Here is an 18,902-nt window from a genome sequence, read left to right as displayed (position 1 = left end):
GGGCCGTCCGAGGTGTCCCAGCGCAGGTCTTCGAGCGTCAGCCAGCCTGCGCCCTGCACGTAGCCGCCCTCGATCTGGCCGATGTCGATCAGCGGGGATAAGCTGTCGCCCACATCGTGCAGCAGATCGGCGCGGCGTAGCCGGTAGATGCCGGTAAAGCCGTCCACCTCGACCTCGCTGACGGCGGCGCCGTAGCTGAAATACTTGAACGGTTTGCCCTGCACGGCCTCGCGGTCCCAGTGCAGGCCGGGCGTGCGGTAGAAGCCCGCTGCCCACAGTTGCAGCCGCTGGTAATAGGCATCATGGACGATCTGATCGAAGCTCAGGCCCCGCTCCGGGTGCCCGTGTGCGTAGATCAGCCCACCCTCAAACCGCACTTCATCGGGATGCACGCCCAGTTGCCCCGCCGCCACACCCGCCAGCCGTTCCCTGATCTGCTCGCAGGCGTTCTTGACCGCGCCGCCGTTGAGGTCGGCCCCCGAACTCGCCGCTGTGGCCGAGGTATTTGGCACCTTGTCCGTCCGGGTTGGCGCCAATCGGACGCGGCCCAGCGGCACGCCCAGCGCGGTGGCGGCCACCTGCATCATCTTGGTGTGCAGCCCCTGGCCCATCTCGGTGCCGCCGTGGTTGATGAGGACCGAACCGTCCTTGTAGACGTGGACGAGCGCCCCGGCCTGGTTGTAGGCGGTGAAATTGAAGCTGATGCCGAACTTGACCGGCGTGATGGCCAGCGCCCGTTTGCGGTGCGGATAAGCGTCGTTGAACACGGCTATCTCAGCCTGACGGGCAACAAACTCGCTCGTCTCCAGCAGCCTGTTCCAGATCGTCTCCAGCCGCTCGGCGTGGCGCACCGCCTGGCCGTAGGGCGTGGCCTGGCCCGGCGAATAAAAATTGCGCCGCCTCAGCTCGTGCGCCTCCAATCCCAGCAGCGGCGCACACCGCCCCAGGATGTCCTCGATCACCAGCATCCCCTGCGGTCCGCCGAAGCCCCGGAAGGCCGTCTGGGAGGTCTTGTTGGTTTTACAGATGCGGCCCAGCACCTCGACATGCTCAATGTTGTAGGCGTTGTCGATGTGGCACAGCGCCCGCGCCAGCACCGGCTCTGACAAATCCAGGCTGTAGCCGCCGTCGCTGCTGAGCGTGGCTTTGAGGGCGACCAGCCGGGCACCTTCGTCGAAGCCAACGGTCCAGCGGGCGTGAAACGGGTGGCGCTTGCCGGTCATGGTCAGGTCCTGGGTCCGGTTCAGGCGCAGCCTCACGGGCCGCCCGGTCAACGCGGCGCCGAGCGCCGCCACCGCCGCGAAGCCGTGCGGTTGCATCTCCTTACCGCCGAAACCGCCGCCCATCCGCAGGCATTGGACCGTCACCTGCGAGCTGGACAGCCCCAGCACATGCGCCACGATCTCCTGCGTCTCGCTGGGGTGCTGGGTGCTCGACTGGATGAAGACCTGTCCGGATTCGTCCAGGTGAGCCAGCGCGGCGTTCGTCTCCAGGTAGAAGTGTTCCTGGCCGCCGAACTCGAACTCGCCCTCGAAGGTGTACGCGGCCCCGGCGAATCCCACCGCTATGTCTCCACGTCTGAGCGTCGGCTGGTGGCCTTGAAAGCTACTGGCTTCAATTGCTTCCTGAATGGTCACGGTGGACGGCAGCGCCTCGTACTCGACTTCAATCGCCTCTGCCCCAAGTCTCGCCGCCTCGATACTGGTGCCCAGCACCCAGCAGACCGCCTGGCCGTAAAACTGCACCACGTCTGGAAACAGCGGTTCGTCGTGCTTGACGCCGGAATCATTGATACCAGGCACGTCGGTGGCGGTCAGCACCCGGATCACGCCGGGAACGCCCAGCGCGGGGGCGGTGTGCAGCCGCGTGATCCGGGCGTGCGCGTGCGGCGCCTGGAGCGGCCAGGCGTGCAGCAAGCCCTGCAACCGCACCCCCAGGTCGTCGGTGTACAGCGCCTCCCCGCTGACGTGCAACTCGGCGCTCTCGTGAACCGTGGCGACCCCGACAGCCGCGCCGGGTGGACGCTCGGAGGCGCTCACTTCACGGCCTTCAGCTCGTGCTCCAGCTCGTGCTCGGCGTAGAACTTGAGCAGCGCCTGTTCCAGCATGGCGGCCCGGTAAGCGGCGCTGGCTCGCCCGTCGCCCTGCGGTGTGCCTTCCCGGCCCATCACGGCGGCGGCGGCCCGCACGTTCCGCTCGGTCCAGACCTGCCCTTTCAGCGCCGCCTCCGTCGCCAGCGCCCGGATCGGTGTGGCGGCCACCCCGCCCAGCCCGATCCGCAGCTTACGTACCCGGTCCCCGTCCAGCTCCAGCGCGATGCCTACTGCCACGCTGGAAATGTCGTCGAAGCGGCGTTTGGCGATTTTGTAGAAGCCGGTGACGGGTGAGAGCGGCAGCGGCACCCGCACGGCGCGGATCAGTTCGCCAGGTCGCAGCACCGTGCGGCGGTAACTCAGGAAGTAGTCCGAGAGCGGCACCTCGCGCTCACCGCTCAGACTGGTCAGCACCACGCTCGCCTCCAGCGCCAGCAGCACCGGCGGGCTGTCGCCGATGGGCGAGGCGGTGCCCAGGTTGCCGCCCAGGGTCGCGCTGTTGCGAATCAGCCGCGAGGCGAAATGTTCGTACCACTGGGCCAGCAGCGGTACTCGCTGGCCTAGCTGACGCTCGATGGTCGATAAACTCAGGCCCGCGCCGACCTCCACGAAGTCCGGCGTCCAGCGCAGTTCGTTCAGTTCCGGCAGCTCGCCGACGGCCAGCGTCAGCTTTGCCCGGCGGTGGCGCAGGTTGACCTCCACGCCCCAGTCGGTGCCGCCTGAGAGCAGCTTGGCGTCCGGCTGGTCACGCAGCACCTCCAGCGCTTCGCGCAGGTCGCCGGGCCGCACGAAGTCGCCGTCCGGGCCGCTCAGCCGCAGCGGAGATGGCAATGGGGGAGACTGCGCCAGGCGCTGCCTCAGAGGGTCGCCGACCTCCGGGGTGCCCAGCGCATAGGCCGCGTCCTGAATCGGGCGGTAGCCGGTGCAGCGGCACAGGTTGCCGCTCAGGGCGTGGAGGTCAAAGCCGTTCGGGCCGCTGTGCTGGGCGGCGTTGTGTTCGCCAGGGGTCTGACTGGGCGGGGTGCCCGGCTGCTTGGGCTGTGCCGTTCGTTCCGGGCGGTAATACTCGGCGGCCATGCTGACCACGAAGCCCGGCGTGCAATACCCGCACTGCGACCCGCCACGGGAAGCCAGCTCGCGCTGCACCGGATGCAGGTTTCTGGCCTTTCCCAGGTCAGGTGAGCCCAAAACCGGTGAGCCCCAAACCGGTGAGCCCCAAACCGGTGAGCGCAGCCCCTCGGCGGTCACGACTTCCCCACCGTCCAGGGCGGCCAGCAACACCAGACAGGCATTGACGGCCTCGTAGCGCGTGCCGCCGCCGGGGCCAGGCCGGGCCAGCAGCACCGCGCAGGCGCCGCACTCACCCTCGGCGCAGCCCTCCTTGGCGCCGGTCAGACCCTCGCCTCGCAGCCAGTTCAGCAGGGTCGTGTGTGGGCGCACGGCCAGCGCCTGGCGAAGCTCACCGTTGATGGTCAGTTGCAGACTGTGCATGGCGCCCCCTGGCGGTTTGTCTGACTCGGCGGTGTAGTTGCTCGGTCGTGTGGCTGATCGGTTGTGGGTCTGGGCCAGCGAGTAAGCACCCCGGCCCGCATCCTGGGCAAATCCAATCGCAGTTTATCAGAAGTAGTTCGGCGTCTAAGTATGTCCTGGCTAACGTTCCGGGCTTCCGCTTCTTGGGCACAGCGGACTGTCGTCGTGAACGGACACCTATGAGGATGCCACTCCTCCGCCTGGGCACGCCTGCCCGCTCCGCTCGGTAAACCTAAAGCTTTACAAGGAGATATTTAAGTAGTTTCGGCGGGTTGCTCGTCAACAGCACGCCGGTCAGCAGCCGAGTGGCAACAGTCCTAATCCAACTGCGGCGGCGGGCCGCAACTGCCGCGCACGATCAGGCGGGCGGGGAAGACCAGGTTTTGCTGGGTGGTGTCGCCGCCCAGGGCGCTGAGGGTCATGCTGGCGACGGCGCGGGCCATGGCGCCCACCGGCTGCTCCAGCACGGTGATGGCCGGGTTGACCAGGTTCATCCACGAGTAGTTGTCGAAGGCCAGCAGCGACACGTCGGCGGGCACGCGCAGCCCCAGCTCCTGCAAGGCCCGGTAACAGCCCAGGGCGCTGGCACCCGTCAGGGCGATGATGGCGGTGGGCGGCGTGGGCAGGCGCATCACGTCCAGGGTGTAGGCGTAGACATTCTCTTCGCTCAGAGACATCACCCGCTCGTAGTCGGGGTAGGCGCTCAGGCCGAGTTCCCGCATGGCTTCGGGGAAGGTACGCGAGCGCTCCTCCGGATGCATCTGCGGGTCGTACTTGCCGGTGGCGGCGATGCGGCGGTGCCCCAGCGCATGCAGGTAGCTCACGCCCTGGCGCACGGCTCCAGCGTTGTCGAGCATCACCGAAGGGTAACCCACACCCGGCAGACGGTAATCGATCTGGGCAATGAACACCCCGCGTGCCCGCAGCCGCGCCAGATAATCGCGGCTGGCGTCGCCGTAACCGGGCCGCAGGATCAGCGCGTCGATGCGCTGGCCGTAGAGCAGCCGCAGTTCGGTCAGTTCCTGTTTGCTTTTGTACTCGTTTTCGCTCAGCAGCATGTTGTAGCCGCCCCGGCGCAGCTCGTGGCTCAGCGTCCGGGCCAGTTGAGCGAAAAACGGTTCGATGATCGAGCCGATCATGACGCCCACCGTGCGGCTCTGTCCGGCCCGCAGCGCCCCGGCCCGCAGGTCGGGTTCGTAGTGCAGCGCCGCCACCGCTTCACGGACCCGTTCCAGGGTTTCGGGATGCAGCAGGTGCGGCTCGCGCATCGCCCGTTTGGCGGTGGTCGGCGAGACGCCAGCATGTCTGGCAACGTCGGTGATGCTTGGCACGCCCGCTATTGTAGGCGCGGACCTGGCCGGTGTTGAGAGGCCACTGGCCACGAGACCATCTCTATACCGAGTCTAAATGGACAAACGATCAAAAAAGAACTAGTGTGTGGGCACGAGTCCATCTGCTAATCAACCTGACGGGTTTCTCACCTCCGTCACGTTCCTCGCCGCCTTGCCTGATACCCCTGGTGGCGACTGCCCTGACTCGTGGACGGCCCTGCGCCAGCATCTCATGTTCACTGCTCTACGTGACCTTTTGGAGGATCCATGAAATTCACCGCTCCCCTGATCTCTGCCGCCCTGCTGCTCTCCAGCGCCGCTACCACCAGTCTGGCGGCCAGCACCATCACCGTCGCCACGGTCAACAACCCCGACATGGTGACGATGCAAAAGCTCACCCCTGAGTTCAACAAGAAGTACCCCGACATCACCGTCAAGTGGGTCACCCTGGGCGAGAACGAGCTGCGCCAGAAGCTGACCCTTGACATCGCCAGCGGCGCGGGCAGCTTCGACGTCGCCACCGTCGGCGCCTACGAAGTGCCGATCTGGGCCAAGAACGGCTGGCTCGACCCGCTGACCCCGATGTTCGCCGCGAACCCGGAGATCGCCAAGGCCTACAACGTCAACGACATCCTGCCCGGCGTGCGCACCGCGCTGACCATCGGCGGCAACCTGTTCGCCGTGCCGTTCTACGCCGAGAGCAGCATGACGTTCTACAACAAAGACCTGTTCAAGAAGGCCGGTCTGACCATGCCGCTTAACCCGACCTGGAACCAGATCCAGAGCTTCGCGGCCAAGATTCACAACCCGTCGGGCGGCACCTACGGCATCTGCCTGCGCGGCCTGCCCGGCTGGGGCGAGAACATGGCGCTGTTCACCACCATCGTCAATACCTTCGGCGGACGCTGGTTTGATAACAACTGGCAGCCCCAGCTCAACAGCCCGGCCTGGAAGAGCGCCATGACCTTCTACGTCGACCTGATGAAGAAGTACGGCCCCCCCGGCGCGACCTCCAACGGCTTTACCGAGAACCTGACCCTGATGAGCCAGGGCAAGTGCGGGATGTGGATGGACGCCACCGTCGCGGCTGGTTTCCTGAGCGATCCCTCCAGCTCCAAGATCGTGAACTCGGTGGGCTTCGCCAACGCGCCGTCGGCCTCCACCAAGCGCGGCAACGCCTGGTACTGGAGCTGGAACCTGGCCATTCCCAAGAGCACCAAGGAAAAGGACGCCGCCTTCAAGTTCCTGACCTGGGCGACCAGCCAGGAATACATCGCGCTGGTCGCCAAGGAGAAGGGCACCTGGGCCTCCGTGCCCCCCGGCACCCGCGTCAGCACCTACAACAACCCCGAATACAAGAAGGCCGCCGGAGCGTTCAGCGCCCTGGTGTTGGGCGCCATCAGCAAGGCCGACGTGACCAAGGCCACCAAGGACCCGGTGCCCTACACCGGCATTCAGTACGTGGCCATTCCTGAGTTCCAGGCGCTGGGCACCCAGGTCGGTCAGTACCTGGCCGGAGCCCTCAGCGGCCAGACCTCTGTCGATCAGGCGCTGAGCCAGGGTCAGGCGGCGGCTCAGAAGGTCGCCAAGGACGGCGGCTACCAGAAGTAAGCCCCCAGTCGTAATTCCTGCCCCGGCTGGTATTCGAGCACTTAGAGCAGGTCAGCCCACAATCCAGCCGGTAGTTGAACACTTGCGTGTTCGGGAGGGAGACTCCTAACCCTCCCTCCCGTTTGCGTATCGGCAGGGGACCATGTTCAGAAAGGTTATTTTCAGGCCAGATCAACGCAGGCTCGCGGCCTGTTTGCCTCTGTGCGCTGGCCTCGCCACAACGTTACGCTTCACACTGACAGGCGGCTGCGTTGAGGCGAATGCTGGACGCACCCGCCAGATGCACAAGCCAGGGCACTATCAGCCCAGGACGTACCGGAATCAGTTGCACCGCTCCGAGCCTCACGCGCTTTTACGCCCAGTATTTCACCGGGGGTGACCTATGACCGCTGTTCCACTGACCTCCACGCCGCCCAGGCCCAAACAGGGTTTCAAGCTCACGCCGTCAGCGCTCATCTGGCCCGCGCTGCTGTACCTGATTATGACCACCCAGGTGCCGTTTTTCCTGACAGTCTGGTACAGCTTTTTTCGCTGGAACCTCCAGGCGCCCACGGCTGACGGGAGCCATCCGTTCGTCGGTTTTGACAACTACGTCAATCTCCTGACCGACCCGCTCAACTTGCGCGTCATTCTCAACACGCTGATTCTGACCGGCGGTACCCTCATCATCACGCTGGTGCTGGGCGCCTCGCTGGCGTTGCTGCTCAACCGCCCCTTTGCGGGCCGCGCCCTGCTGCGAACTATCCTCATCAGCTCGTTTCTGGTGATGCCGGTGGTCACCGCCGTGGTCTGGAAGAACATGCTGCTCAACCCGCTGTTCGGCTTTTTTAGCTGGTTCGTCGTGGAATTCGGCAAAATTTTTCACCTCGTCATCACGCCGGTCGACTACCTTTCCGCTCACCCACTGGCGACCATCATCGTGATGGTGTCCTGGGAATGGACGCCGTTCGCCATGTTGATTTTGCTGACGGGTCTGCAATCTCTGCCTGACGACCAGATCGAGGCGGCCCGGCTCGACGGAGCCAACAACTGGCAGGAATTTCGCTACGTGGTCTTGCCGCACTGGACCCAGGCGCTGGAAGTGGTGATTTTGCTCGAAACCATCAACGTGTTGCAGGTCTACGGCGAAATTTACGCCAGCACGTCGGGTGGACCCGGTATCGCCACCACCAACCTGCCTTTCTCGGTGTATCAACGTCTGCTTCAGGAAGGCAACGTGGGCGTGGGCAGCGCGGCGGGCGTCATCGCGGTGATCCTGACCAACGTTCTGGCGATTTTCATGCTGCGGCTGATTAACCGCAACACGCAGGTAGGAGGCCACTGATGACCACCATCGATAAGTCTGGGCTCCAGATTCCCGTCAACACCAGTCCAAAAAAACCGCCGGTCAGTGTACTGGGCGGTTTTCTGACGGTGCTGACCTACCTGATTACGTTCATCTTTTTCTTTCCGATTCTGTGGATGGTGCTGGCCGCCTTCAAAACCGAGCAGCAGGCCTTTAACATCCCGCCGGTTTTTGCTTATACCCCGATTCTCGACAACTTCCGGACCGCCTTCGAGCGCTACCTTCCGGCGCTGACCAATAGCCTGGTGGCCGCCTTCGGCAGCACCCTGCTGGCCTTCGTGCTGGGCCTGCCCGCCGCCTTCGCCCTGGCGTTTTACACCACCAAGCGCTCACGGGGCGTATTGACCTGGATGTTGAGCACCAAATTCATGCCTGCCGTCGGTGTGATCGTGCCGCTGTACCTGATTTTCAAGGGCTTTACTTTGTTTGGCCACGAGTTCAAGCTGCTCGACACGCAATTCGGACTGATCATCATGTACACCACCATGAATCTGCCGCTGGTGGTGTGGATGATGCACAGCTACATGACCGAAATTCCCTACGCCATCTTCGAGGCCGCCCGCGTGGACGGCGCTCCGGTCTGGCTGGAATTCTTCGGCATGGCGTTGCCGCTCTCGCTGCCGGGCATCTCGGCGACGGCCCTGCTGGCGGTAATCTTCGCCTGGAACGAATCGTTCTTCGCGCTGAATCTGACCACCTCGAACGCCACACCGCTGAGCGTGTTCATCAGCACCTTCAAGACCGGTGAGGGCCTGTTCTGGGCGCTGATGAGCGCGGCGGCGGTGCTGACCGTCTTTCCCGTCATCATCTTCGGCTGGGTGGCTCAGCGCCAACTGGTGCGCGGCCTGAGCTTCGGCGCCGTGAAGTAGACTCTAGAGCAGATGTCATAAAAAGACCCTTTTTATGACCGAGCGGAGCGAGTAGTTTTGACTGAGCAGGACGCAGAATGGAGGCGCGGGGAGGCTGTTTTCCCCGTGGCGTAATTCGGAGTACTGCTCTAAACTCCGCACTCAGTTTGGCAGGCCCAGCTCAGCAGGCCCAACTTAGCAAGCTCGGTTCAATACCATCAATTCAGCACCGTCAATTCAGCACCGTCAATCCATCAATTCAGTATCAGAAAATCCAGGGTGGGGAGGGGCCGAAGGGTTGCCTCCCCACCCTGTTTGTCGGGGTCACCCGTATTCTGGCGACCGACATGACCTCATATCCCTGTGCTCGATCTGGCGAGACCGTCTCCCGTCCACAGGCAGGGGGGCTTGAGCTTCATGTCGGGCGGCTGAATTCACTCAGGTACGTTCAGCGCATCCCGATGGTGAAGCCGCGCAGCTCGTAGCCCTTGCTGACCTCGTTGAAGCTCAACGTCGGCTCCCGCACGATGTGAACGCCCGGCCAGATCAGCAGCCTGCGCAAAAACACGTCGCTCTCACGGACCGCCAGGTACGCGCCGGGGCAGCGGTGGTGGCCGTCACCGAACGACATGGCTGGCGCCTGGACGCCGCGTGGCAGGTCGCGGCCCGGACACAGCTCGCCCGCGTTCTCGCCCACCACCGACTGGTCGTTGTTGGCGCCCTGAACGCTCAGCGCGATCAGGCTGCCTTCAGGAAGCGTCTGCCCGCCGACGCGCAGCTCCTGGGCGACGCGGCGGTAGAGGGTCGTGATGACGGGCTCCAGCCGCAGTATTTCGTGTAGAATGCCGATGCGCCGGGTTTCGGTGCCGTGAACGTAGTCGGCGCGCAGCTCCGCGTCGTGCAGCAGGTGCCAGGCGGCTACGCTGATGAACTCGCGGGTGGTGACCATTCCGGCGGTGCCGTAGGTGATGCACTCGGTCAGGATTTCGAGGTCGTTGTAGTCCTGGTCGAGCAGGTGGCTGATCAAATCGTCGCGGCGGCGCTTGCGCCGGGATAAGATCGCCGGTTTGACGTCCAGCATATAGAACAGCGCCAGGTTGGCCTGCTGCGCCAGCGCCTGCATGCGGGTCTGGGTCTGGTCGCTGCCCGGCTCGCTGTCGCCGCCGCCGGTAATGAAGGAGCCGACCCGTTTGCCCATGCCCGGCGCCAGGCTGCTGGTCAGCCCCACGACCTGGGCGGCGACGTCCACCGCCAGGCGCAGGCTCAGGTCGTCGAGGTCGGCCTGGCCTGTGGTGGCCAGCTCGCCGACCAGCTCGTCGGCCAGCGCGGCGATCATCGGGCCGTAGCCGCCGACCTGGACGGGCGTGAAGTACTTGGCGGTGTCGCGGCGCATGGCGTGGTGCTCCTCGCCGTCGGCAAACAGCACCGGGCGGTTTCTCATCAGCCCGCCGAGCTGATCGGTGGCCTCGGCCATGAATCCGGCCTGGACCACCGCCTCGCTGCGCAGGACGTCACGCACCGACTGAAACTCCTGCACGCGGTAGATGCCCCGTTCGTCGAGCCGCGTCCCTCCGGCCAGCGGGGGCGAGGTCATGGCTCGCCGGGTCAACGACTGGCTGGCTTCGGTGCTCTGAACGTGAAAGGGGCAGGTGGGCGGGGTTTTGGGGGAGTCCGTCATGCGGTCAGTTTAGACCAGGTTCAGGCAGGCTCGGTGACTCCCCCCTGGGCAAGCCCACCACCGGTATCGACGAACTCCGTATCAAAGCTGAACTTTGACGGGCAAAAGTTGAAGCACGTGCGCCCAGTTGGTGACGACCAGGCCCCGGCTCACATCGATAAGCTTGAGCTGCTGCAATTCCTTGATGTCGCGGCTGACCGATTTCTGGGTTTTGCCCGCGTATTTCCCCGCCAGTTCGGTGCTGAGCTGGGCGATGTCGGATTTTTTGACGGGCCGGTCGATGGTGGCGAGTTCGCGTGCCAGGGTGCGTTTTCTGGACGCGGCAGGTTGCAATGTCTGAATAAAAAAATGTCCAATGTCTCGTCTGGAATACTGTCTTGCTTTCTACTCCCCGATCTGCCGCGCCGCCTCCGCAATCAACGCCTGGGCCTGTGCGCCCAGCGCCGCAAACCGCTCGTCCTGCGTCTGCCCGGCGTGGTAGCGGGCGTAGATCTGCTGCAAGATGACGGCCAGCTTGAACACGCCCAGCACCTCGTACCAGCGCAGGTCAGGCAGGTTGCGGTCCGTTCGGGCGGCGTAGCGTTCCAGCAGCTCGGCGCGGGTGTAGAACCCCAGTGCGGCGCCTGGCTCGCCGATCAAGGTGCGGTAGCGGTGCCCCGCCGGAAAGCCGCGCTGCGTCCAGTAGGCCAGACTCAGCCCCAGGTCCACCAGCGGGTCGCCCACCGCGCTCATCTCCCAGTCGAGCAGGGCGACCACCTGGCCGGGGTCCGCCGCGCCGAGCATCAGGTTGTCGAGTTTGAAGTCGTTATGGACGGCGGTGTGGGCCGATTCATTCGGCACCTCACCGAGCAGCCAGCGCACCACGCCCTCCGACTCCGGGTTCGGATGCGTCTCGGCGCGTTGCCACCGGGCCGCCCAGCCCTCGACCTGGCGGCGGTTGAAGCCCTCCGGCTTGCCGAGCTGGTCGAGCCCGGCGGCGTGAATATCAACCGAATGCAGCCGCGCCAGGGTATCGACCAGCGCCTCCGAGGCCCGTCTGGGCGCGTCTGGTATGTCGGTATATTCTGTCGGCAGCTTCGTCCGGATAATCACACCGCGCCGCCGCTCCATCAGAAAAAACGGAACGCCCAGCACGGCGGCGTCCTCGCACAGCCAGACCGGGCGCGGGGCTTCGGGAAAGGCGGGGTGCATCAGCGAAAGAAAACGGAATTCGCGCACCATGTCGTGGGCACGCGGCGCCACCGGTCCCATCGGAGCGCGTCGCAGCACGAATTCCTGCTCGCCGGAGCGCAGCAGGTAGGTCAGGTTGCTGTGGCCGCCGGGAAACTGCTCGGCCATCAGCGGCGCGTCGCCCAGCAGCGGCCTGAGTACCGAACGCAGCGCCTCCAGATTCAGCGCCTCGCCGGGCCGGACGGCGGCGGTGTCGGTGACGGCGGTGTCGGTGCTTGGCGCCCCGGTCACGCCGGTCTGTGTTCCAGCAGCGCCATCGCCCTGACCCGCAGCCGCCGCAGCTTGCCGATCCAGCCGTCGTAATCCTGGGCCTTGAGGGCGAAGCCCTGGAGGGTGGTGGCGTGCGTCGTAATCAGGAATTTCTCTTGCCGCAGCGCCGCCAGCACGGCGTCCATCAGCACCTCGGTGGTCACGGCGGTCTGCTGCAAGCTTGGCACCTTCTCGATCATCGGGGTCCAGACGCCTTCGGGGCACAGGCACGAGACCCGGATGCCCTGGTCGCCGTAGGTGATCGCCAGCCATTCGGCGTAGGCCAGCGCCGCGTGCTTGGTCACGGCATACGGCGCCGAATGCAGCTCGGTCAGCAGGCCCGCCGCCGAGGCGGTGCTCAGCAGGTAGCCCTCGCCCCGCGCCAACATTCTCGGCAGCAGGTGCCGCGAAGCCCAGACGTGACTCATCACGTTGACGTTGGTTATCAGCCGCCACTGCGCGTCCGGCGTCTCCGGTCCGGCCCCGATGGCGATGCCCGCGTTCGAGCAGAACAGGTCGATGTCGCCCTCAGTGGCGTAGACGTTCTCGATCAACCCCTGCACGCCGCTCTCCACGCTCACGTCGGCGGCGAAGAAGCGGGCACCCACCGCGTCGGCCTCCAGTTGCCCGGCCTGTTCGTGGCGGTCAGCGGCAATCACGCGGGCGCCCTCGGTGGTGAACCGCGCCACCATCGCCCGCCCGATGCCCGACGCGCTGCCGGTGACGACGACGGTTTTGCCTTTAAGCTCCACGTCCGACTCCCCGTCCAACAGCGTTGAGGTCCACGCCCTGCCGTTTCAACTCTTGCCGCTTCAACTCCTCCCGCGCCACCGTTTCCAGATGCACGATGTCCGGGCCGTCGGCCAGGCGCAGGGTGCGGGCCTGGGCGTACATGGCGGCCAGCGGTGTGCCCGCGCCCACGCCCGCGCCACCGTGGACCTGAATGGCCCGGTCGATCACCCGCAGCGCCATGTTCGGCGCCACCACCTTGATGGCCGCGATCAGGCTTTTCGCCGCCTTGTTGCCCACCGTGTCCATCATCCGGGCGGCCTCCAGGGTCAGCAGCCGGGCCTGGTCGATCTCGATGCGGCTGTGGGCGATCTCCTCACGAACGTGCTGGTGCGCCGCCAGCGGTTTGCCGAAGGCGACTCTGGAGGCGGCGCGGGCCACCATCAGCTCCAGCGCTCGCTCGGCCTGCCCGATCAGGCGCATACAGTGGTGGATGCGCCCCGGCCCCAGCCGCCCCTGCGCGATCTCGAAGCCGCGCCCCTCGCCCAGCAGCAGGTTGCTGGCAGGCACGCGCACGTTCCCAAACACCACCTCGGCGTGCCCGTGCGGAGCGTCGTCGTAGCCGAAGACGCTCAGCATCCGTACAATCTGAACGCCCGGAGTGTCCATCGGCACCAGGATCATGGATTGCTGGAGGTGGCGCGGCGCTGCGGGGTCGGTCTTGCCCATGAAAATGGCGACCTGGCAGCGCGAGTCGCCCGCTCCGGAGGTCCACCACTTGCGCCCGTTGAGGATGTAACTATCGCCGTCACGGACAATACTCGACTCGATGTTGGTGGCGTCGCTGCTCGCCACCTCCGGTTCCGTCATGGCGAAGCAGGAGCGAATCTCGCCGCTGAGCAGGGGTTTCAGCCAGCGCTGTTGCTGTTCGGGCGTGCCGTAGCGGGCCAGCACCTCCATGTTGCCGGTGTCGGGGGCATTGCAGTTAAAAATCTCCGGCGCCCACCAGACCCGGCCCATGATCTCGCACAGCGGCGCGTACTCGGCGTTGCTCAACCCCGCGCCGTGGCCACCTGTGAGGTCGCTCTCCGGCGGCAAAAACAGGTTCCACAGGCCCGCCGCACGCGCCAGAGATTTCAGCTCCTCGATCAGTGGCGGGTGCGCCCAGCGGTCCCCGGTGCCGACCTGGCGCCCAAACTCGGCCTCGTTGGGGTAGATGTGCTCGGCCATGAAGGCGCTCAGGCGGTCCCGAAGCTCGGCGGGGGCGGCCAAGAGCGGCTGAGAGGGAATGGCAGTCATGAATGGCCCTCCAGAAGAGTTTGAACTGACTCCAACTTAACCCGCAGGCCGGATCGGCACAAGCCGGGCCGCGCACCTTATGAGCGCCGGAGTAGGCTGAGGCCATGTCCACTTCCGTTCTGAGCGGCCTGCGCAACGCCGTGCTGACGCTGACCCTCAACCGGCCTGAGCGCCTCAACGCCGCCACCGACGACTTGCTGCTGAGCCTCACGGCGGCGCTCGAGCGGGCCGGGACCGATCCCGACGTGCGGGTGGTCGTCATCACCGGGGCGGGGCGCGGCTTCTGCGCCGGGCAGGACCTGGGCGAGTTGCAGGGCGATACGGCGCCCGACCTGACCGGCCACCTGCGCCGCACCTACAACCCGCTGATCCTGGCGATTCGCAGCCTGCCCAAGCCGGTGCTGACGGCTGTCAATGGGGTGGCAGCGGGCGCTGGGGCCAGCCTGGCGCTCTCCGGCGATGTCCGGCTGTGGAGCGAGGCGGCCACGCTCAGCATGGCGTTTTCCAGCATCGCCCTGATTCCCGACGCGGGCAGCACCTGGTTTTTGCCCCGGATGGTGGGTGCGGCGCGGGCCTTCGAGCTGATGGCCTTCGCCGAGCGGGTGGACGCTGGGGCGGCCCTGAAACTGGGCCTGTGCGAACAGGTCTACCCGGCTGAGCGCTTCGCCGCCGAGGTGCAGGCGTATGCCGAGCGTCTGGCGGCCCGCCCACCGCACGCCCTGGCGCTGACCAAGCAGGCGCTGAACTTCTCACTGAACGCCGACCTGGGCGCCGCGCTCGACCATGAGGCGGTATTGCAGCAGCGGGCCGGAGAGCACGCCGAGCACGGAGAAGGGCTGGACGCCTTCCGGCACAAGCGCAAGCCGGAGTTCGGGCCGTTCTGAGGGTCATTCACGCCAGGGCGTAGACCGTCACGTCCAGCCACAGCCAGCGCTACTCCGCCCTCCGCCCCGCTCTGTACCGCCGAATCAGCGCGTTGGTGCTGCTGTCGTGCCCCAACTCCGGTTCGCTCGCCGCCCGCAACTCCGGCACGATCTGGCTGGCCAGCACCTTGCCCAGCTCGACGCCCCACTGGTCAAACGAATTGATGTCCCACACGGCGCCCTGTACGAAGACCTTGTGCTCATAGAGGGCGATCAGGGCGCCCAGAATGCGCGGCGTGAGTTTGTCGGCCAGGATGGTATTCGTCGGACGGTTGCCCTCGAAAACCCGGTGCGGCCCCTGCTCGGCGCTCACGCCGCCTTGCTGCACCTCGGCCAGCGTTTTGCCGAAGGCCAGCGCCTCGGTCTGCGCGAACACGTTGGCCATCAGCAGGTCGTGGTGCGGGGCCAGCGGGTTCAGCGTCTGCATGAAGCCGATGAAGTCGCAGGGAATCAGCTTGGTGCCCTGGTGGATAAGCTGGTAGAAGGCGTGCTGGCCGTTCGTCCCCGGCTGGCCCCAGATCACCGGGCCGGTCTGGTAGTCGACAGTCTGCCCGCCCAGCGTCACATGCTTGCCGTTGCTCTCCATATCGAGCTGCTGGAGGTAGGCGCTGAAGTAGGCCAGGTACTGGTCGTAGGGCAAAATCGCTACTGTTTGCGCGTCAAAAAAGTTGTTGTACCACAGCCCGATCAGCCCCAGCAGCATCGGCAGGTTTTTTTCGGGCGGCGCCGTGCGGAAGTGCTCGTCCATCTCGTGAAAGCCCGCCAGGAGTTCGTGGAAGTGACCCGGCCCGGCGGCGATCATCAGACTTAATCCAATGGCGCTGTCCATGCTGTAGCGCCCGCCCACCCAGTCCCAGAAGCCGAACATGTTGGCCGCATCGATGCCGAACCCCGTCACGGCCCCGGCGTTGGTGGACACGGCCACGAAATGCCGCGCCACCGCCGCCTCGTCGTGCAGGCTCGCCAGCAGCCAGGCGCGGGCACTGGCGGCGTTGGTCATGGTCTCCTGGGTGGTAAACGTCTTACTGGAGACGATAAACAGCGTCCGGGCCGGATCGAGGTCACGGATCTTCTCGGTCAGGTCGGTGCCGTCCACGTTCGAGACGAAACGCACGGTCAGGTCGCGCTGAGAGTAGAACTTCAGACCCTCATACGCCATCACCGGCCCCAGGTCCGAGCCGCCGATGCCGATATTGACGATGTTGGTAATGGGCTGGCCGGTGTGCCCCAGCCAGCTTCCGGCGCGAACCCTGTCGGCGAAGGTGGCCATCCGGTCGAGCACCTCATGCACGTCCGGCACGACGTTGCGGCCCTCCACCATCAGCGTGCTGCCCTTCGGCATCCGCAGGGCGACATGCAGCACCGAGCGCCCCTCGGTCACGTTGATTCTCTCGCCCGCGAACATGGCGCCCTTCTTGGCGGCCACGCCTGTCTGCTCGGCGAGCTGGAGCAGCAGCAGCAATGTCTCGTCCGTCACCCGGTTTTTGGAATAGTCCAGAAACAGCCCGGCGCCCTGGGCGGTGTACTTCTCGCCGCGTCCGGCGTCAGTGGCAAACAGCTCACGCAGGTGGACGGTCTTCATGGCCTCGGCGTGGGCTTGCAGCGCCTGCCAGGCGGGTTGGTCGGTGAGTCTGGTCATGGGGTGGTTCCTCCCGCCGGACGCGCTTTCGGCCTCTACACTTACCGCGCCTGCGCCGCCCGGCCAATCGCGCCCAGCATAGCAGTCTGGGCGGCAGAACCGGGGTGGCCGTCGCATTCGCCCTCACGGGCTGCTAACATAATGGCAGGTAGTTTTACGGTGAGTGCGAAGTTAGGATTGCGAATCGAGAACTGCGAATTGAGAACTGCGAATCGAGAGGCTCAAGTATGACCATCAACCACAGCGAGTCCCTGGCCAACATCGGCGCGGCCCTGAGCAGGACGCAGGCCAGCGTCAAGGTGGCGCTCAAGGAAGCAGTCAACCCGCACCTGAAATCCAAGTATGCCGATCTGCCCAGCGTCTGGGAGGCGTGCCGCAGCGCCCTGGCGGAGAACAATCTCAGCGTGGTGCAGCTTCCGGTCAGCGACGATCCTGGCTACGTCGCGCTGGAGACCATGCTGCTGCACGCTTCCGGCGAATACCTCTCGGCCCGCTGCCGCGTCAAACTCCAGCGCGACGACCCCCAGGGCGCCGGTTCAGGTCTGACCTACCTGCGCCGCTACGCCCTGTCAGCGGCGCTGGGCATCGTGGCCGAGGACGACGACGACGCCCAGGCCGCGACTCAGCCCGGTGAACACCCTCCGACCCTGCGCCAGATCAGCGCCGAGGCCGCCGGGCGCCTAGCCGTTCAGTTGGGTGCGCTGCTTTCCGGCACGCCGCACGCCGCCATGACCCACCCGGAGTACGCCTCGCACGTCGTGGGCCGCCCCATCCGCGAGCTGACCGACCTGAGCACCCGCGAGGCCGCCGAGCTGTACGCCGCCGCCAGGGCCGCGCACAAGGAGGTGCAGGCGGCCTAGCGTCTCAGTCGGCGGCGCTGAGCGGATACGCCTCGGCCCCCTCTACGCTGGTCAAAGGTGGCCAGAGGCGCACTTTCGCCGCGCATTAACATAAGCCCCGGCGGCAGCGCCAGCCGCTCGGCCTGGGCATCGGTGTCGGCCAGGATGACCTGCGGCCTTGCGAACGTCCCTGGCTTCCGCTTCCTGGGCACAGCGGCACCTACCGGGCGCCTCGCCGCTTGCCCTGCCCGCACACAGCGCTCCATCCCTCTCCTTCGGAGTGCTGCGAGTCCACGCCCGCCAGCGGGCCAGCGTCACCATGTCGCGGATGGCCTGGGCACTGCCCTGCCCGGAGGCGAGCGGCACCAGATCGAGCACCGAGAGAAGGGGAGAAGTCGTCATGTGCGGAGTGTGCGCCCGGCGCGGCGGCCAGACTGTTCACCGCCCCCAGTGTAAGGGGGACAGTGACAAGCGCCCAGCTCGTGCTATGGCTGCCCGTGCTATGACTGCCCGTGCTATGACTGGGCGGATGCTTTCCCCGCCCACACCCCCGACCCGCCACACGCTCCACGACGGCACGCTGATCTACAGTTTGCCGGTGCGGGTCTTCGGTGATTTTACGGCCAACGTCTATGTGCTGCGGCGCGGCGACTATGCGGCGCTGATCGATACCGGCAGCGGCACTGTCCAGAGCAACGCCGACCTGGACGCCGGATTCGCGGCGCTCTCGGACTACGGCGAGTCGCTGAGCTGGGCTGACCTGTCGCGGATCGTGGTCACGCACGGGCACATCGACCACCACGGCGGGCTGGACTACCTGCGCACCCTCACCGCCGCCCCCGTCGCCGTGCATGAGCTGGACCGGCCCATCCTCAGCGCCTACCGCGAGCGACTGGTGCTGACCTCGCGGGCGTTGCAAGCCTTTCTGGTGGAAGCCGGGGTGGACGCGGCGGGCGTGGACGCCTTTATGGCCATGTACACCGGCGGCAAACACCGCTTCAAAGGCGGCCCTATAGAAACCACGCTGCACCACGGCGACGTACTGGACGGTGTATTCCGGGTCATTCACACGCCGGGGCACTGTCCAGGGCAGGTCTGCCTGCGGGTGGGCGAGGTGCTGCTGAGCGCCGATCAGGTGCTCGCGCACACCACGCCGCACCTGTCCGCCGAGCGCATCACGCCGGGCAACGGCCTGTCACATTACCTGCATTCCCTTGACCTGCTGGACGCCGAAGAAGGCGTAGAATTGACGCTGGCGGGCCACGAGGAGCCGATAGTGGACCTGCGGGCACGCACCGCCAGCGTCCGCGACTCGCACGAGCGCAAAATGAAGCGTATTCTGGACCTCTGCTCCGCGCCGCACAATTTGCAGGCCATCAGCGCCGAGCTGTACCCCCGCGTCAAGAATTACGACACCCTGCTGGCCTTAGAGAAGGTGGGCGCTCTGGTGGAATACCTGAGTGCCCGTGGCCAGGTGAGGGTGGCCAACCTCAGCCAGATGGAAGCCAACCCTACCGCCGCGCCGCTGTACCAGACAGCTTAACGCTTGATGAAGTGAC

16 protein-coding genes are annotated in these 18,902 nt (G+C 65.7%); 6 read left to right on the top strand and 10 right to left on the bottom strand.

The genetic code is table 11. From position 1 onward, the window contains the following. The 3 genes from Q0R23_RS13010 to Q0R23_RS13000 form a co-directional block, all read right to left on the bottom strand. On the bottom strand, positions 1-2,039 hold a 2,039-nt coding region (locus Q0R23_RS13010), incomplete at its 3' end, for a molybdopterin cofactor-binding domain-containing protein (RefSeq protein ID WP_293913663.1). Further along, on the bottom strand, positions 2,036-3,583 hold the full coding sequence (locus Q0R23_RS13005; protein WP_293913661.1) for an FAD binding domain-containing protein: 1,548 nt from the start codon (positions 3,581-3,583) through the stop codon (positions 2,036-2,038). The genes Q0R23_RS13010 and Q0R23_RS13005, both read right to left, overlap by 4 nt. Before the next feature lie 356 nt (positions 3,584-3,939). Beyond that, on the bottom strand, positions 3,940-4,953 hold the full coding sequence (locus Q0R23_RS13000) for a LacI family DNA-binding transcriptional regulator (RefSeq protein ID WP_293913659.1): 1,014 nt from the start codon (positions 4,951-4,953) through the stop codon (positions 3,940-3,942). Between the two features lie 267 nt (positions 4,954-5,220). Here Q0R23_RS13000 and Q0R23_RS12995 point away from each other — a divergent pair, with 267 nt between their 5' ends. From Q0R23_RS12995 to Q0R23_RS12985, 3 genes are all read left to right on the top strand, one after another. Next, complete coding sequence (locus tag Q0R23_RS12995) at positions 5,221-6,564, top strand: sugar ABC transporter substrate-binding protein (RefSeq protein WP_293913657.1); 1,344 nt, start codon at positions 5,221-5,223, stop codon at positions 6,562-6,564. A gap of 382 nt (positions 6,565-6,946) precedes the next feature. Next, complete coding sequence (locus tag Q0R23_RS12990) at positions 6,947-7,888, top strand: sugar ABC transporter permease (protein ID WP_293913656.1); 942 nt, start codon at positions 6,947-6,949, stop codon at positions 7,886-7,888. Next, complete coding sequence (locus Q0R23_RS12985) at positions 7,888-8,778, top strand: carbohydrate ABC transporter permease (protein ID WP_293913655.1); 891 nt, start codon at positions 7,888-7,890, stop codon at positions 8,776-8,778. Before Q0R23_RS12990 ends, Q0R23_RS12985 begins: the two co-directional genes overlap by 1 nt. 427 nt (positions 8,779-9,205) lie before the next feature. Here Q0R23_RS12985 and Q0R23_RS12980 read toward each other — a convergent pair whose 3' ends face one another. The 5 genes from Q0R23_RS12980 to Q0R23_RS12960 form a co-directional block, all read right to left on the bottom strand. Continuing rightward, complete coding sequence (locus tag Q0R23_RS12980; RefSeq protein ID WP_293913653.1) at positions 9,206-10,435, bottom strand: cytochrome P450; 1,230 nt, start codon at positions 10,433-10,435, stop codon at positions 9,206-9,208. A gap of 81 nt (positions 10,436-10,516) precedes the next feature. After that, the gene (locus tag Q0R23_RS12975; RefSeq protein WP_293913651.1) at positions 10,517-10,768 is read right to left on the bottom strand and encodes a hypothetical protein; all 252 of its coding nucleotides are present in this window, start codon (positions 10,766-10,768) and stop codon (positions 10,517-10,519) included. A 51-nt stretch (positions 10,769-10,819) separates the two neighbouring features. Further along, complete coding sequence (locus Q0R23_RS12970; RefSeq protein ID WP_293913649.1) at positions 10,820-11,896, bottom strand: phosphotransferase family protein; 1,077 nt, start codon at positions 11,894-11,896, stop codon at positions 10,820-10,822. After that, positions 11,893-12,666, bottom strand: a complete 774-nt coding sequence (locus Q0R23_RS12965; protein WP_293913647.1) for an SDR family oxidoreductase — start codon at positions 12,664-12,666, stop codon at positions 11,893-11,895. Before Q0R23_RS12965 ends, Q0R23_RS12970 begins: the two co-directional genes overlap by 4 nt. Beyond that, a complete protein-coding gene (locus tag Q0R23_RS12960; protein ID WP_293913645.1) occupies positions 12,656-13,942 on the bottom strand; it encodes an acyl-CoA dehydrogenase family protein in 1,287 nt (428 codons plus the stop codon). Before Q0R23_RS12960 ends, Q0R23_RS12965 begins: the two co-directional genes overlap by 11 nt. A gap of 104 nt (positions 13,943-14,046) precedes the next feature. On the opposite strand from Q0R23_RS12960, the gene Q0R23_RS12955 reads away from it, so the two are divergent. Further along, entirely contained in the window at positions 14,047-14,826 is a 780-nt protein-coding gene (locus tag Q0R23_RS12955; protein ID WP_293913643.1) for an enoyl-CoA hydratase-related protein, read from the top strand. Positions 14,827-14,875: 49 nt separating this feature from the next. On the opposite strand, the gene pgi is transcribed toward Q0R23_RS12955, so the two are convergent. After that, complete coding sequence (gene pgi / locus Q0R23_RS12950; protein WP_293913642.1) at positions 14,876-16,504, bottom strand: glucose-6-phosphate isomerase; 1,629 nt, start codon at positions 16,502-16,504, stop codon at positions 14,876-14,878. 227 nt (positions 16,505-16,731) lie between these two features. Here pgi and Q0R23_RS12945 point away from each other — a divergent pair, with 227 nt between their 5' ends. Beyond that, positions 16,732-17,364, top strand: coding sequence for an ERF family protein (locus tag Q0R23_RS12945; RefSeq protein WP_293913641.1), 633 nt, complete (start codon positions 16,732-16,734; stop codon positions 17,362-17,364). A 51-nt stretch (positions 17,365-17,415) separates the two neighbouring features. Here Q0R23_RS12945 and Q0R23_RS12940 read toward each other — a convergent pair whose 3' ends face one another. Further along, a complete protein-coding gene (locus Q0R23_RS12940) occupies positions 17,416-17,745 on the bottom strand; it encodes a hypothetical protein (RefSeq protein ID WP_293913639.1) in 330 nt (109 codons plus the stop codon). A 127-nt stretch (positions 17,746-17,872) separates the two neighbouring features. On the opposite strand from Q0R23_RS12940, the gene Q0R23_RS12935 reads away from it, so the two are divergent. Beyond that, positions 17,873-18,886 carry an MBL fold metallo-hydrolase gene (locus Q0R23_RS12935; protein ID WP_293913638.1) on the top strand — a complete coding sequence of 338 codons (1,014 nt, stop codon included), beginning with the start codon at positions 17,873-17,875 and terminating at the stop codon, positions 18,884-18,886. Positions 18,887-18,902: the final 16 nt, after the last annotated feature.

The organism is Deinococcus sp. (genome assembly GCF_025362455.1).
GTDB lineage: Bacteria > Deinococcota > Deinococci > Deinococcales > Deinococcaceae > Deinococcus.
The sequence above is the reverse complement of the archived record's forward strand: the minus strand, read 5'-3'. Positions and strand labels throughout refer to the sequence as shown.